We start from the raw sequence: 13,852 nt of genomic DNA, 5'->3' as shown, positions 1-13,852 counted from the left end.
GGCCGCTTCGCATGTGAAGAGCCAGGAAAAGCAGGCAAAAGCGGGCATATCTCGGCGAATTCGGCTGAATTAGAACGACGCTCTAATGCGAAACGGGTCCGCCCGTGCCCAGCCATCCCGCGAGCTTGCCGCCCCGGGCGACCGCCCGCAGCCGCGCCTCCGCCGCGTCCCGGACCGGATCCGTGGCCACCACCAGCAGCTCGTCCCCGCGCCGCAGCACGGTCGACGGCGCCGGTACAAAACTCTTCGCGTCCCGGACCACCAGAGTGACCGAGGCGCCCGGCGGCAGTCGCAGCTCGCTCACCTCCACGCCGTGCATCCGCGAGGCCGGCGGGATGGAGAAGGAGAGCAGGTGTCCGCGCAGCTTCTCCAGCGGCGCCGACTCGATCCCGAGGTCGGAGGCGCCCTCGTCCCCGTCCCCGAGGTTGAGCTTGCGCGCCAGCCAGGGCAGGGTCGGGCCCTGCACCAGGGTGTAGACGACGACGAGCACGAAGACGATGTTGAAGACGCGGTCGCTGCCCTCGATCCCGGACACCATCGGGATCGTCGCCAGGATGATGGGCACGGCGCCGCGCAGGCCCGCCCACGACATCAGTGCCTGCTCCTGCCAGGAGATCCGGAAGGGCAGCAGACTGATGAAGACCTCCAGCGGCCGCGCCACCATCGTGAGCACCAGCCCGATGACCACCGCGGGCCAGAAGTCGCGGACCAGTTCGTGCGGGGTGACCAGCAGGCCCAGCAGTACGAACATGCCGATCTGGGCGATCCAGCCGAGCCCGTCGGCGAATCCCCGGGTGGCCGGCCAGTGCGGGAGCTTCGCGTTCCCGAGCACCATCGCCGCCAGGTACACCGCGAGGAAGCCGGAGCCGTGCGCGATGGCGCCGGCCGCGTACGCCACGATGGCGATGGCCATCACGGCGATCGGGTAGAGGCCGGAGGCGGGCAGGGCGACGTGTCGCAGGCCGTACGCGCCCAGGAAGCCCACGGTCAGGCCGATCGCGATGCCGATCGCCAGCTCCAGGGCGATCTTGCCGATCAGGACGTACCACTCGTCCACCGGGCCGACGGTCGAGAAGGCGACGACCAGGATGACGACGGGTGCGTCGTTGAAGCCGGACTCGGCCTCCAGGACACCCGTGATCCGGGACGGCAGCGGGACCTTCCGCAGCACCGAGAAGACGGCCGCCGCGTCGGTCGAGGAGACGACCGCGCCGATCAGCAGGGCCTGGCGCCATTCCAGGCCGACCAGGTAATGCGCTCCCGTCGCCGTCACGCCGACGCTGATCGCCACGCCCACCAGGGAAAGCACGACCGCCGCCGGCAGGGCCGGCTTGATCTCTTTCCACTTCGTGCCCAGACCGCCCTCGGCCAGGATCACGACCAGCGCGGCATAGCCGATGACCTGGGTCAGCTCGGCGTTGTCGAATACGACGTTGCCGATGCCGTCCTGGCCTATGGCGATGCCTATGCCGAGGTAGATGAGCAGGCTGGGGAGGCCGCTTCGCGAAGAGATGCGTACCGCCGCGACCGCGACGAGCAGCACGAGCGAGCAGACCAGCAACAGCTCATTCAGCGTGTGGACAGTCAGCGGGCGGCCCTCCTCAATGCGCCCGGTGGATCGATCCTCCCGGCGACAAGTTCGGCAAGTAGTTCGTTACCTTACCTAATCTTTGACGCGCCCTTTACGCGATAACCACATTGTGAAACGCCGGTTCGCCCCTGTCCTCGTCAGCTCCACCCCTGGCGGATCAACGAACTCGGTCCTGCGCCTATGGTTGCTCCCAGCACTCCCAGGACCACCCTGCCCCTCTAAGGACAGCGATGCCCGCCAACGAAACCGCTCCTCCCGTCAAGAAGAAGGGACGACGCGCCCGTCTGATCGTGCTCGTTCTGGTCCTGGCGCTCTTCGCGGGCCTCGGCTACGGGGCGTACTGGAGCGTGGACAGTGTGCGCGCCTCCTTCCCCCAGACGACCGGCTCCCTCAAGGTGCCGGGCCTGACCGGGACCGTCGACGTCAAGCGAGACGCCCACGGCATTCCCCAGCTCTACGCGGACAACGACGACGACCTCTTCCGCGCGCAGGGCTTCGTGCACGCGCAGGACCGGTTCTGGGAGATGGACGTACGACGTCACATGACGTCCGGGCGGCTCTCCGAGATGTTCGGTTCCGGCCAGGTCGAGACCGACGCCTTCCTGCGCACGCTGGGCTGGCGCCAGGTCGCCCAGGCCGAGTACGACACCAAGCTCTCGCCCGAGACAAAGAAGTATCTCCAGGCCTACGCCGACGGGGTCAACGCGTACCTGAAGGGGAAGTCCGGCAAGGACCTCTCCGTCGAGCACGCCGCCCTGGGGCTCAGCGGCGACTACCGGCCCGAGCAGTGGTCGCCGGTGGACTCGGTGGCCTGGCTCAAGGCGATGGCGTGGGACCTGCGCGGCAACATGCAGGACGAGATCGACCGCGCGCTGATGGCGACCAAGCTCCCGCAGGCGCAGATCGACGAGCTCTACCCGCCGTACCCCTACGACCGGAACAAGCCGGTCGTGGAGGGCGGCAAGGTCGACGGCGGGAAGTACACCCCGCAGGGCGGCGCCGCGGGCACCGGCCCGGGCACCGGCACCGGCAGCGGCAATGCCGTCGGGACCCAGACCGTGACCCCCACGGGTGCCGGCGCGGGCAACGCCGGCGGCCTCGCCGACAACGCCACCGCCCAGGGCGCGGCCGTGGGCCTGCGCACCCAGCTGAGCGCCCTCGCCGACACCCTGGACGAGATCCCCGCGATCCTCGGCCCCAACGGCAGCGGCATCGGCTCGAACTCGTGGGTCATCTCCGGCAAGTACACGACCACCGGCAAGCCGCTGCTCGCGAACGATCCGCACCTGTCCCCGCAGCTGCCCTCGGTCTGGTACCAGATGGGCCTGCACTGCCGCGCGGTCTCGGCCCAGTGCCAGTACGACGTGGCCGGCTACACCTTCTCCGGCATGCCCGGCGTGGTCATCGGCCACAACGCCGACATCGCCTGGGGCATGACCAACCTCGGCGCCGACGTCACCGACCTCTACCTCGAGCAGGTCAAGCCCGAGGGCTACGTCTACGACAACAAGGTGCTCCCCTTCGCCACCCGGGAAGAGGTCATCAAGGTCGCCGGCGGCGCCAGTAAGAAGATCACCGTCCGCACCACCAACAACGGCCCGCTCGTCTCCGACCGCAGCGAGGAGCTCGCCACGGTCGGCACCCGCGCCCCCGTCGCCAGCTCCGCCCCCGACCGCGGCGACGGCTACGCCGTCGCCCTGCGCTGGACGGCGCTGGACCCGGGCAAGGCGATGGACGCGGTCTTCAAGCTCAACCGGGCCAAGGACTTCGCGGGCTTCCGGGCGGCGGCCGCCGACTTCGAGGTGCCTTCGCAGAACCTGATCTACGCCGACAACAAGGGCGCCACGGGCAACATCGGCTACCAGGCCCCCGGCCGCATCCCCGTACGCGGCCAGGGCGACGGCCGGATGCCCGCCCCGGGCTGGGACTCCAAGTACGCCTGGAAGGGCGGCAAGGACGGCAACGCCGGCTACATTCCGCAGAACGAGCTGCCCTGGGACTACAACCCGTCCCGCGGCTACATCGTCACCGCCAACCAGGCTGTCGTGGAGACCGGGACCGGCGCGGGCAAGTACCCGTACCTGCTGACCACCGACTGGGGCTACGGCGCCCGCAGCCAGCGGATCAACGACCTCATCGAGGCGAAGATCAAGGACGGCGGCCGGATCTCGACCGACGACATGCGCACGATGCAGATGGACAACAGCAGCGAGATCGCCGCGCTGCTGACCCCGATGCTGTCGAAGATCGAGATCTCGGACCCGGGCGTGCGCGCCGCGCAGAAGCTGCTGGACGGCTGGAACTACACGCAGGAGCCCGACTCGGCCGCCGCGGCCTACTTCAACGCGGTCTGGCGCAACATCCTCGAGCTGTCCTTCGGCGACAAGATGCCCAAGGAGCTGCGGATCGAGGGCAGCTGCATGAACGTCCGCGGCAACGGCACCGGCCCGGCCGACGACCTCGCCAAGACGGTCCGCGAGTGCGGCACCCGCGACGCGGACTCGGCGCAGCCCGACGGCGGCGACCGCTGGTTCGAGGTGGTCCGCCGCCTGGTCAAGGACGAGAAGTCGCAGTGGTGGAGCGCCCCCGCCAAGGGCCTGAACAACCCGGCCACCACCACTCGCGACGAGCTGTTCGCGCGGGCCATGGCCGACGCCCGCTGGGAGCTCACCGCCAAGCTCGGCAAGGACCAGTCCACCTGGAGCTGGGGCCGCCTGCACCAGCTGACGCTGAAGAACCAGACGATCGGCACCGAGGGCCCGGGCTTCATGCAGTGGCTCCTCAACCGCGGCCCGTGGGACCTGGGCGGCGGCGAGGCCACGGTCAACGCGACCGGCTGGAACGCCTCCAGCGGGTACGGGGTCACCTGGGTGCCCTCGATGCGGATGGTCGTGAACCTCAACGAGCTCGACAAGTCGCGCTGGATCAACCTGACGGGCGCCTCCGGGCACGCGTACAACGCGCACTACACGGACCAGACGACGATGTGGGCCAAGGGCGAGCTGCTGGAGTGGCCCTTCGGCAAGGACGCCGTCGAGAAGGCCACGGTCGACACCCTGACCCTCAAGCCCGAGGGCTCCTAGGGGCTCGCGGGGACCAGGTCGTCATGAGCTGAAGCGGCGGACCCCGGACGGGGTCGCCACCGCCTGAACGGGGTGGTCGTGCGGTTCCTCCGGGACCCGCGCGACCACCTCGTCGTCGTAGAGGAGCACGACGAGCGCGGGATCGGCCCCGGCGCGCTCCAGCCGCTCCAGCACCCGGTCGTACGAACCCCCGCCGCGGCCCAGCCGCATACCGCGGCCGTCCACCGCGAGCCCGGGCAGCAGCACGGCGTCGGCCCCGGTGACCGCCTGCGGTCCGAGGGCGGGGCCGGTCGGCTCCAGCAGCCGCATCTTCCCCGGGTGGGCGGCCTCGGCGAGGCTGTCCGGGCCCTCGTACGCCGCCCAGTCGAGGTCGTTGTCGGGCAGCAGCAGGGGGAGCAGCACGCGCTTGCCGGCCGCGCGCAGGGCGTCGAGGAGCTCCCGGGTGCCGGGCTCGGTGCCGATCGAGACGTACGCCGCCACCGTGCGGGCATCGGCCAGTTCGGGCAGTTCCAAAGCCCTGACGGCGAGTGCGGTGGCCGCCGTACGGCAGTTTTCGGGGGACAGGGCGCGGCGCGCTGCGAGCCGTTCTCGGCGCAGCACGGCCTTGGTGGAGACGGTGTGCGGGTTCTCGGCCACGAGGAAATCAAATATCCTTCCGAATCGGTCCATACCAGCATCTACCTGCTGCGATCTCGTCAGGCGTTCGACAGAAGCCACTATCGTTCGGGGCATGACTATGTTGCACCCCGTGATCAAGAAGGCCGTGATTCCGGCCGCTGGCCTCGGTACTCGCTTCCTTCCGGCGACCAAGGCGACCCCGAAGGAAATGCTCCCGGTGGTGGACAAGCCGGCCATCCAGTACGTGGTCGAGGAGGCCGTGGGAGCCGGGCTCGACGATGTGCTCATGATCACTGGGCGTAACAAGCGTGCCCTGGAAGACCACTTCGACCGGAACTACGAGCTGGAGTCGGCCCTCATCGCCAAGGGCGACGACGACCGCCTGAAGAAGGTCCAGGAATCCAGCGACCTGGCCACCATGCACTACGTCCGCCAGGGCGACCCGCGGGGCCTGGGCCACGCGGTGCTGTGCGCCGAGCCGCACGTCGGCCGCGAGCCCTTCGCTGTCCTGCTCGGTGACGACCTGATCGACCCGCGCGACCCGCTGCTGCGCCAGATGGCCGACATTTACGCCCGCACCGGCGGCACCGTCATCGCGCTCATGGAGGTCGACCCGGCCAGCGTCCACCTCTACGGCTGCGCCGCCGTCGAGGCCACGGACGAGGAGAACGTGGTCCGCATCACCGGCCTCGTCGAGAAGCCGGACGCCGAGGACGCCCCCAGCAATTACGCGGTTATCGGCCGCTACGTCCTCAACCCCGCGATCTTCGACATACTGCGGGAGACCGAGCCGGGCCGCGGTGGGGAGATCCAGCTCACCGACGCCCTGCAGAAGCTGGCCGCCGACGAGAGCGTCGGCGGTCCGGTGCACGGCGTGATCTTCCGGGGCCGTCGCTACGACACCGGGGACCGCGGCGACTACCTGCGGGCCATCGTCCGCCTCGCGTGCGAGCGTGAGGACCTGGGCCCCGAGTTCCGCACCTGGCTTCACCGTTACGTCACGGAGGAGATGTAGCACCTTGAGCAGTTCGGCACCGCAGGATTCACAACTGGCGGGCGGCCACCGTCTGTGGTCCGTGGACGAGCACCTCGCGGACGTCCTCTCGGCCGTCCGGCCGTTGGAGCCCATCGAGCTCCAACTGCTGGACGCCCAGGGCTGTGTCCTGGTCGAGGACGTGACCGTGCCCGTCGCCCTCCCGCCCTTCGACAACAGCTCGATGGACGGCTACGCCGTCCGGACGGCCGACGTCCAGGGTGCGAGTGAGGAGTTCCCCGCGGTGCTGACGGTGATCGGGGACGTCGCGGCGGGCAGCGGTGAGCTGCCCACCGTGGGCCCCGGTGAGGCTGCCCGGATCATGACCGGCGCCCCGCTGCCGCCCGGTGCGGAAGCCGTCGTACCGGTCGAGTGGACCGACGGCGGCACGGGCGGCGGCGCGGCCGCCGGAATGACCCCGGCCAGCGCCGCCCCCGAGCACGCGGGCGGCGAGGTACGGGTGCACCGCGCCGCCGCGGCGCGCGAGTACGTCCGCGCGCGCGGCAGCGACGTACAGGCCGGCGACCTGGCGCTCGCGGCCGGCACGGTCCTCGGGCCGCCGCAGATCGCCCTGCTGGCCGCCATCGGACGCGGCACCGTACGGGTGCGGCCGCGCCCCCGCGTGGTGGTGCTGTCCACCGGCAGCGAGCTGGTCCAGCCCGGCGAGGCACTCACCGCGGGCACCATCTACGACTCCAACAGCTTCGCGCTGGCCGCGGCCGCGCGGGACGCCGGAGCCATCGCCTACCGGGTCGGCGCCGTCGCGGACGATGCCGACACCCTGCGCTCCACCATCGAGGACCAGCTGATCCGGGCCGACCTGCTGGTCACCACGGGCGGGGTCAGCGTCGGCGCGTACGACGTGGTCAAGGAGGCGCTGTCCTCGGTGGGGCAGTCCGACGAGGGTGAGGACGTCGACGGCAGCCGGATGGACTTCCGCAAGCTCGCCATGCAGCCCGGCAAGCCGCAGGGCTTCGGCTCGATCGGCCCGGACCACACGCCGCTGCTGGCGCTGCCCGGCAACCCGGTCTCCTCCTACGTCTCCTTCGAGCTGTTCGTGCGCCCCGCGATCCGCGCCCTCATGGGGCTGCCGGAGTCGCAGGTGCGGCGGCCGAGCGTGCGGGCGGTACTGACGGCCGACAAGGCGCTCGGCTCCCCGGCTGGCCGCCGCCAGTTCCTGCGCGGCAAGTACGACGCGCAGAGCGGCACGGTCAGCCCGGTCGGCGGATCGGGCTCCCACCTGATCGCCGCGCTGGCGCACGCCGACTCCCTGATGGTCGTACCGGAGGACGTCACCTCGGTGGAGCCCGGGAGCGAGCTGGAAGTGATCCTGCTCGGCTGAAGTGCGGCCGGTGCGGGTAGCGTGTGTCGCACCACACAGGCTCCTCGGGGGCCCAGAGCGGAGCGGCGCAGCAATGAGTACCGAGAGCAGGCTCACCCACATCGACGAGGCCGGTGCGGCCCGGATGGTCGACGTGTCCGGGAAGGACGTCACCACCCGGACGGCGCGGGCCAGCGGACGCGTACTCGTCGCTCCGCGGGTGATCGAGCTGCTGCGCGGCGAGGGCGTGCCCAAGGGCGACGCCCTCGCCACCGCACGGATCGCCGGGATCATGGGGGCGAAGAAGACCCCCGACCTGATCCCGCTGTGTCACCCGCTGGCCGTCTCGGGCGTGAAGGTCGACCTGCGGGTCGCCGACGACGCGGTCGAAATCCTCGCCACCGTGAAGACCACCGACCGTACGGGCGTCGAGATGGAGGCGCTGACCGCCGTCGCCGTCGCCGGCCTCACCGTGATCGACATGGTGAAGGCGGTCGACAAGGGCGCGGTCATCACGGACGTCCGGGTGGAGGAGAAGACGGGCGGCAAGTCCGGCGACTGGGCGCGCTCGTGAACGCCCCGCGCGGCGGCGAGGTGCACAGCCACAGCCACACCTCGACCCCCAGCCACGGCCCCGGGGCTTCGGGCGAGGCCGCGGCGCCCGTGCGGCCGCCGGTCCGGGCCCTGGTCGTGACGGCCTCGAACCGGGCCTCGCAGGGCGTGTACGCCGACAAGGGCGGGCCGCTGCTCGCCGAGGCGCTGGAGCGGCTCGGCTTCACGGTGGACGGCCCGCGGGTCGTCCCGGACGGCGACCCGGTGGAGCAGGCGCTGCGCGAGGGCGTGGCCGCCGGGTACGACGTCATCCTGACCACGGGCGGTACCGGAATCTCGCCGACCGACCGCACCCCGGACGCCACCGCGCGCGTGCTGGACTACGAGATCCCGGGCATCCCGCAGGCCATCCGCGCCGAGGGCCTGGCGAAGGTGGCGACCGCGGCCCTGTCCCGGGGCCTCGCCGGCGTGGCCGGGCACACCCTGATCGTGAACCTCCCCGGCTCGACGGGCGGGGTGCGCGACGGGCTCGCCGTCCTGTCCCGCGTCCTGCCGCACGCGGTCGACCAGATACGGGGCGGCGACCACGCCAGACCGGCGGCACCCTCCGGGAGCACGAACTGAACGGCCCGACCTGGCCGGTGGTCCTGTCGGACGGCGATGTCACGCTCCGGCCGATAAAGCTGCGGGACCAGAAGGCCTGGCGCGAGGTCAACCGGCGCAACCGCGACTGGCTCCGGCCGTGGGAGGCCACGATTCCGCCGCCCGCGCCGTGGGGGCCGGTGATCCAGCGGCCCACGTACCGCCAGATGGTCCGCCATCTGCGGGCGGAGGCGAACGCGGGCCGGATGCTGCCCTTCGTCATCGAGTACCAGGGCCGGCTCGTGGGCCAGCTGACGGTCGCCGGGATCACCTGGGGCTCGATGTGCGCGGGCCACATCGGCTACTGGGTGGACCGCGAGGTGGCGGGCCGCGGCGTGATGCCGACGGCGGTCGCGCTGGCGGTGGACCACTGCTTCGGGAAGGTCGGCCTGCACCGGATCGAGGTGTGCATCCGCCCCGAGAACACGCCGAGCCGGCGCGTCGTGGAGAAGCTGGGCCTGCGCGAGGAGGGACTGCGCCCGCGGTACCTCCACATCGACGGGGCCTGGCGCGACCACCTCGTCTACGCGGTCACGGTGGAAGAGGTCCCCGACGGGCTGCTGCGCCGCTGGCACCGGGCGCGGCACTCGCCGACCCCGCCGAAATAGCGGGGTACGGCCGAACGCGCTAAGCGAATATCTGTTCGAATTAATGGCCTCGAGTAACCGATTCGCCCATAACTTGATCCGAAGAATCACAAAAAAAGTCCGTGATATCAGCGAGATCGCGCGACACACCGGCTCAATTGGCCGATCCCCTCGGCCGCGCCCCTCTACGGTATGAAGTGTGAGCAGCAGCGGCCTCATCTACGCAGTCATTGTCGGGGCCTGGGCCGCCTACTTGGTGCCCATGTGGCTCCGGAGGCAGGACGAGCTGAACGAAGCCCGTCCGACGGAACGCTTCTCCACTGCCATTCGGCTGCTTTCCGGCCGGGCGGGAATGGAGCGCCGTTACGCCAAGGGGCTGCGTGAGCGCGGAGACGAGCAGGCGGAGCCCCACGCGGACCCGGACGCCGCGACGGAAAAGGTTGATTCCGTCGACGCCGACGCCCGGGCCTTTGTCGTGCCCCCGACCAGGGCGGAGCCGAGACCGGCCGCCCACGAACGGGAGCAGCGCGCGGAGCGGGCCCGGCGCGAACAGCGCCTCCAGGCCCTCGCACGCCGCCGGCGCACGACCGCGCTCCTCTTCCTGGTCTTCACCCTCGGCGCCGTCGTCGCCGCGGTGGGCGGCCTGCGCTACCTGTGGGCGCCCGCTGTGCCCGCCCTCCTGCTGAGCACGTACATCGTCCACCTGCGGGTGCAGGAGCGGCGGCGCTACGAGTTCACGATGGACCGGCGGCGCGCCGAGGCCGCCGCGCGGCAGCTGCGCGAGAACCGCCCGAGCCGCCGTGAGCCCGAGGCGGCCTCCGGCAGCGAACCGGACCCTGCGCCACCGGTCTCCCCGCAGGAGGCCGGACGGCGCGCCCTGGTCGAGCAGACCGACCACGCCGAGTGGGTGGACCAGCAGCGCGAGCGCGAGCGCGGCCCCGCCCGCGGTGACAGCTGGGAGCCGGTCCCGGTCCCGCTGCCCACGTACGTGACGGCCCCGGTGGCCCCCCGCGCCACGGGCCCCGCGGCCCCGGACGCCTGGAGCGCGACCCGCTCCAGCACGGCCGAGCCGACGGAACCCCGCCTGCGCGCCCAGCCCGGCCCGGCCAAGCCGGACCCGAAGCCGCAGACCACCCCGCGCCCCCGCGGTCAGGGCCGGGGACGCACCCCACTGTTCGACCAGTACGAGGGCGAGGACCGCCCGCGCGCCGCGAACGAGTGATCGATGACCTGCGCGGACGCTCCGGGATATCGGTTTTGGAGCACCCGCGCGGGGATGCTAATGTTTCACACGTCGCAAGGGCCTGTGGCGCAGTCTGGTAGCGCACCTCGTTCGCATCGAGGGGGTCTGGGGTTCAAATCCCCACAGGTCCACAAACGGCTGTTCTTGAGTAGCTCTCAAGAAACGTCACGAGATCCCGTTCAGCCGAGAGGCTGGGCGGGATCTCGGCGTTTGTGGGGTGTGTTCGAGGTGATGTCCGAACTCGGGCGGGGCCTCGGGCGGTCGCCTGGCGGGGGATCAGCCTGGATTTCGGGGTGGTTCGGGTGCGTGGAGGGTGCCGGGGCTGCTGCTGGGCGTGCGTGAGCCCGGTGTGTGGTGCTGGGATGTCAGGCACTCGTGCCGTCCGTAGCCACCGGCCGGGTGGAGGAATCCCGTTCGCGGTGATGGAGGCTGGAGCGGTTCCCGCGAACTCCGTGATCGCATCGGCAATGCCACTGATGCCTGTGGTGCCGGTGGTCTGGGTCCAGCTGAGGAGCATCTGCAGGTTGGCGCTGCAGATCACCAAGGCGAGAAGGATGGTCCGGCCGTGGGCGAGCCGCTTGCTCGGGTCAGCGATGTTGATGCCGTGGCTCTTGAGCCTCCCGTTCACGCCTTCGATGTTCGCCCGCTCGGGTCGGTAGGCGTCCTGCCAGGTGGGGTGGAGGTAGTGCCGATCCTGGCGGAACTTGTCGAGCTTGCCGAGGTCACCCGGGCGGACGGTGATCGTGGGCTTCTGGCAGATCCTCAGCAGTTCCTTCTTGGGCAGAGCCCGAAGGCGCTCAGCAGGGGGGATCGGCACCGTCGGCTTGGCCGCGGTGTGTGCGGCGGTGGCCCGCCGGTTGGTGAGGTCGACGGCGGCCGGCCGTTGGTGCGGGGATCTGGTGGACCTGGTTGAAGCGGGGGCAGGCCACGGCGGGCGAAGGCCCGCTGGCAGGGCACTGGAGCCGGATCGCGCCGCGCTCGTCCGCGGACTCCTTGAGCCGGAGGAAGTAGGGCTCACGTGCGGTGATCTGCTCGCTGAGCTGGACGTTGTCGTCGATGCCGCGTACGGCATCGTCGTCGAGGCCGTTGGTGGCCTGGGCCAGGGTGGTGGGCATGGCGGGGCAGGCGAGGGAGCCGTCGACGAGCAGGGCACCTTGGTGGGTGCCCTGAATGCCTCGATGCTCCTGCTTGTAGTCAAGGACGAGCTGGTAGCCCAGGCGGCGGGCGGGCTGGGCGAAGTGTTCGGAGATCTGGTCGGTGTAGGCGCGGTCGGAGGCCGGGATCCCGGCCGGGAACCCGAAAGGGACCAGCTTTGTCAGGGCGTGGATCGCGTTCGGTCCGATCCGCTTGCCGGGGGTGTCCAGGACCAGGCCGAGCACGAGCTGCGGGTGCCCGCTCACGCGTTTCCCGGCCTGGGGGTGGCCGGTTGGGTGCCGGCGGCTCGCGGCAACGAGGAGGGTGGCCGAGTGCCCGAAGATCCCTTCGTCGGAGCCCCCGCAGAAGTGCCAGCCGGCCGTGATCTCGACGGAGGCGAGATTGCGTCGTCTGCTGGGCGGGCGGTGCCAGGCGGGGACCGGGGTGGTATCGACGCCGACGTCGCCCCGCCAGCCCTTGAACATGCCACGGCGATGGGCGAGACGGACCGTGGTCAGGACCAGGCGATCGCTGATCTCCTGCAACAGGGCCCTTCGGCGCACGCGCTCGTCATCAACGCCCTCCCAAGCCGCAACAGCAAGCGCTGCCGCATCTGCGGGCAGCCGACGGCGCCGGTCACAGCGGAACGGGTCCAGGGCAGTGGTCAACCGGTCGAAGGACCGGTAGACGCACCGGGTGAACGCGTGCCGACCGTGATCGTCAAGCGGGCCGGGATCCGGAACCCCCAGCCAGCCCCGGGCAGGGGCCCGCAATTCGTCCAGGAGAACGCGGCAGACGTCCGCGAGGCTCGCGCTGCGGTGGTAGTGCAAAGACAGCAGCAGTCCCACGAGCACTGTTCGCACCGGCAGCCCGTCCGGACCGGGGCGGCCCGCCAGCTCGGTATCGATCAACTCCAGCACCCTGGAGCCGTGCAGGAGAGCATCGAGCTGGCCGACCTTCGAGTCCGGGATCTCGAACGGCGCGTCCGTGACCGGCCGCGGCCGGCACTTCCTGATCTCCTCCGGACTCCGCCAGGCTCGGGGCTTGCTCACCTTTCGGGTCCGCGCAGGAGCCGTACGGCGGTCGTGACGTCGACGGGAGGGACCAGATGCTGCCAGCGGGCCAGGGATGCGGCCGAGGCGAGCCCGGCCGCCTGGGCGATCAGATGGTGATCGATGTGCGAGCGCATCAGCTCGACGATCCACGTGGCCCGCGCCCGGCCCACCGACACCGCCGGCAGGCCCTTGGGCGGCCGGTGGATCAGGGACCAGGAGCCGATCAGGTTCTTGGAGTACTCGACGGTCCGCCGGGGCCGGAACAAGTACCCGCCCCCAGCCAGGTCGGCGAGCTCGCCCAGCACCGAGTCCCAGGCGGCCCGGGCCACGAGCGGGACCAGGCGGTCGACCCTTTGGTGCAGCAGGGGCCCTTCCCTGCTGGGACGCCGCAGATCCAGCCCCCGGCTGGCCGCCACCTCCCGCGGCGTCAGTCCCAGACCGGCACCCAGACCCAGCAGCGCCAGCGCATCGGTCCTCTGCTGCCGGGGCAGATGAGCGGCCCAGTGCCGCAGCCCCGCCAACTCCGCCGCGCTGTAGGGCTGGTGCGGACTTGTCTCGGCGTGCATCCGCGCCGGGGCCGCCTCACCGCGTTCGCTCCAGGCCAGCGCGTCCCGTACTCGCAGCAGCCACGTCCGGTACGTCCGCACCGACGACGCTTCGATGTCCCCGGCGCGCGAGAGAACAAACGCGTCGATCACCTCGTTGCGCAACCACGCGTCCGCAGAACGCTCGAGCCCCGCCGCCTCGGCCCACAACGCCAGCCGGCCGGTGACGTGCAGCAACCTCTCCACGTCGTAGGGAACCGCCATCACGCTCGCGACGACCACCGACCTGACCAGCGGCGCGACCTCCTCCCAGAGCGGCGGCGCGGCCCGCGGCCGATACCGGGCGATCTTCGCGGACGTGACGGGATCAAGGACCACAGTCCATGCATACCGGCTGGACAAGCAGCCATTCCACAACTGATCAACTTCAACAGACAAGGTGGTGCGC

General features: G+C 70.9%; 12 protein-coding genes and 1 tRNA gene. 8 read left to right on the top strand and 5 right to left on the bottom strand.

Annotated features, from left to right (window positions below; genetic code table 11):
• Window positions 1–82: 82 nt before the first annotated feature.
• Complete coding sequence (locus ACIQZO_RS32835; RefSeq protein WP_403633446.1) at window positions 83–1,543, bottom strand: potassium/proton antiporter; 1,461 nt, start codon at window positions 1,541–1,543, stop codon at window positions 83–85.
• A gap of 278 nt (window positions 1,544–1,821) precedes the next feature.
• Between ACIQZO_RS32835 and ACIQZO_RS32830 the strand changes: the two genes are divergently transcribed.
• Window positions 1,822–4,674, top strand: coding sequence for a penicillin acylase family protein (locus tag ACIQZO_RS32830; RefSeq protein ID WP_403633314.1), 2,853 nt, complete (start codon window positions 1,822–1,824; stop codon window positions 4,672–4,674).
• 21 nt (window positions 4,675–4,695) lie between these two features.
• Here the strand turns inward: ACIQZO_RS32830 and ACIQZO_RS32825 are convergent, their stop codons facing one another.
• Entirely contained in the window at window positions 4,696–5,310 is a 615-nt protein-coding gene (locus ACIQZO_RS32825; protein ID WP_403633311.1) for a 5-formyltetrahydrofolate cyclo-ligase, read from the bottom strand.
• Between the two features lie 94 nt (window positions 5,311–5,404).
• Here ACIQZO_RS32825 and galU point away from each other — a divergent pair, with 94 nt between their 5' ends.
• The 7 genes from galU (at window position 5,405) to ACIQZO_RS32790 (ending at window position 10,801) form a co-directional block, all read left to right on the top strand.
• On the top strand, window positions 5,405–6,307 hold the full coding sequence (gene galU / locus ACIQZO_RS32820; protein WP_403633308.1) for a UTP--glucose-1-phosphate uridylyltransferase GalU: 903 nt from the start codon (window positions 5,405–5,407) through the stop codon (window positions 6,305–6,307).
• A gap of 4 nt (window positions 6,308–6,311) precedes the next feature.
• Window positions 6,312–7,667 (top strand): gephyrin-like molybdotransferase Glp, encoded by a 1,356-nt coding sequence (glp, locus tag ACIQZO_RS32815; protein ID WP_403633305.1) that lies wholly within the window; start codon window positions 6,312–6,314, stop codon window positions 7,665–7,667.
• 73 nt (window positions 7,668–7,740) lie between these two features.
• Complete coding sequence (gene moaC, locus ACIQZO_RS32810) at window positions 7,741–8,220, top strand: cyclic pyranopterin monophosphate synthase MoaC (RefSeq protein WP_030012065.1); 480 nt, start codon at window positions 7,741–7,743, stop codon at window positions 8,218–8,220.
• Window positions 8,221–8,309: 89 nt separating this feature from the next.
• Entirely contained in the window at window positions 8,310–8,822 is a 513-nt protein-coding gene (locus ACIQZO_RS32805) for a molybdenum cofactor biosynthesis protein B (protein ID WP_403633444.1), read from the top strand.
• Window positions 8,823–8,839: 17 nt separating this feature from the next.
• Window positions 8,840–9,448: a GNAT family N-acetyltransferase gene (locus ACIQZO_RS32800; RefSeq protein WP_403633302.1), complete on the top strand. Its 609-nt coding sequence runs from the start codon at window positions 8,840–8,842 to the stop codon at window positions 9,446–9,448.
• Between the two features lie 178 nt (window positions 9,449–9,626).
• On the top strand, window positions 9,627–10,649 hold the full coding sequence (locus ACIQZO_RS32795; RefSeq protein ID WP_403633299.1) for a hypothetical protein: 1,023 nt from the start codon (window positions 9,627–9,629) through the stop codon (window positions 10,647–10,649).
• Window positions 10,650–10,727: 78 nt separating this feature from the next.
• A tRNA-Ala gene (locus ACIQZO_RS32790) sits at window positions 10,728–10,801 on the top strand.
• On the opposite strand, the gene ACIQZO_RS32785 is transcribed toward ACIQZO_RS32790, so the two are convergent.
• Genes ACIQZO_RS32785 through ACIQZO_RS32775 form a run of 3 tightly spaced genes read right to left on the bottom strand, consistent with a single transcriptional unit; the run spans window position 10,783 to window position 13,782 of the window.
• A complete protein-coding gene (locus ACIQZO_RS32785; protein ID WP_403633297.1) occupies window positions 10,783–11,487 on the bottom strand; it encodes a hypothetical protein in 705 nt (234 codons plus the stop codon). The genes ACIQZO_RS32790 and ACIQZO_RS32785 overlap by 19 nt on opposite strands.
• Window positions 11,468–12,856, bottom strand: coding sequence for a hypothetical protein (locus ACIQZO_RS32780; RefSeq protein WP_403633294.1), 1,389 nt, complete (start codon window positions 12,854–12,856; stop codon window positions 11,468–11,470). Before ACIQZO_RS32780 ends, ACIQZO_RS32785 begins: the two co-directional genes overlap by 20 nt.
• Window positions 12,853–13,782 (bottom strand): hypothetical protein, encoded by a 930-nt coding sequence (locus ACIQZO_RS32775; protein WP_403633292.1) that lies wholly within the window; start codon window positions 13,780–13,782, stop codon window positions 12,853–12,855. The genes ACIQZO_RS32780 and ACIQZO_RS32775 overlap by 4 nt, the downstream gene beginning before the upstream one ends.
• Window positions 13,783–13,852: the final 70 nt, after the last annotated feature.

The organism is Streptomyces sp. NPDC097617 (genome assembly GCF_044761485.1).
GTDB lineage: Bacteria > Actinomycetota > Actinomycetes > Streptomycetales > Streptomycetaceae > Streptomyces.
Note: the sequence above shows the minus strand (reverse complement) of the source record. Positions and strands in the feature narration are given on the sequence as shown.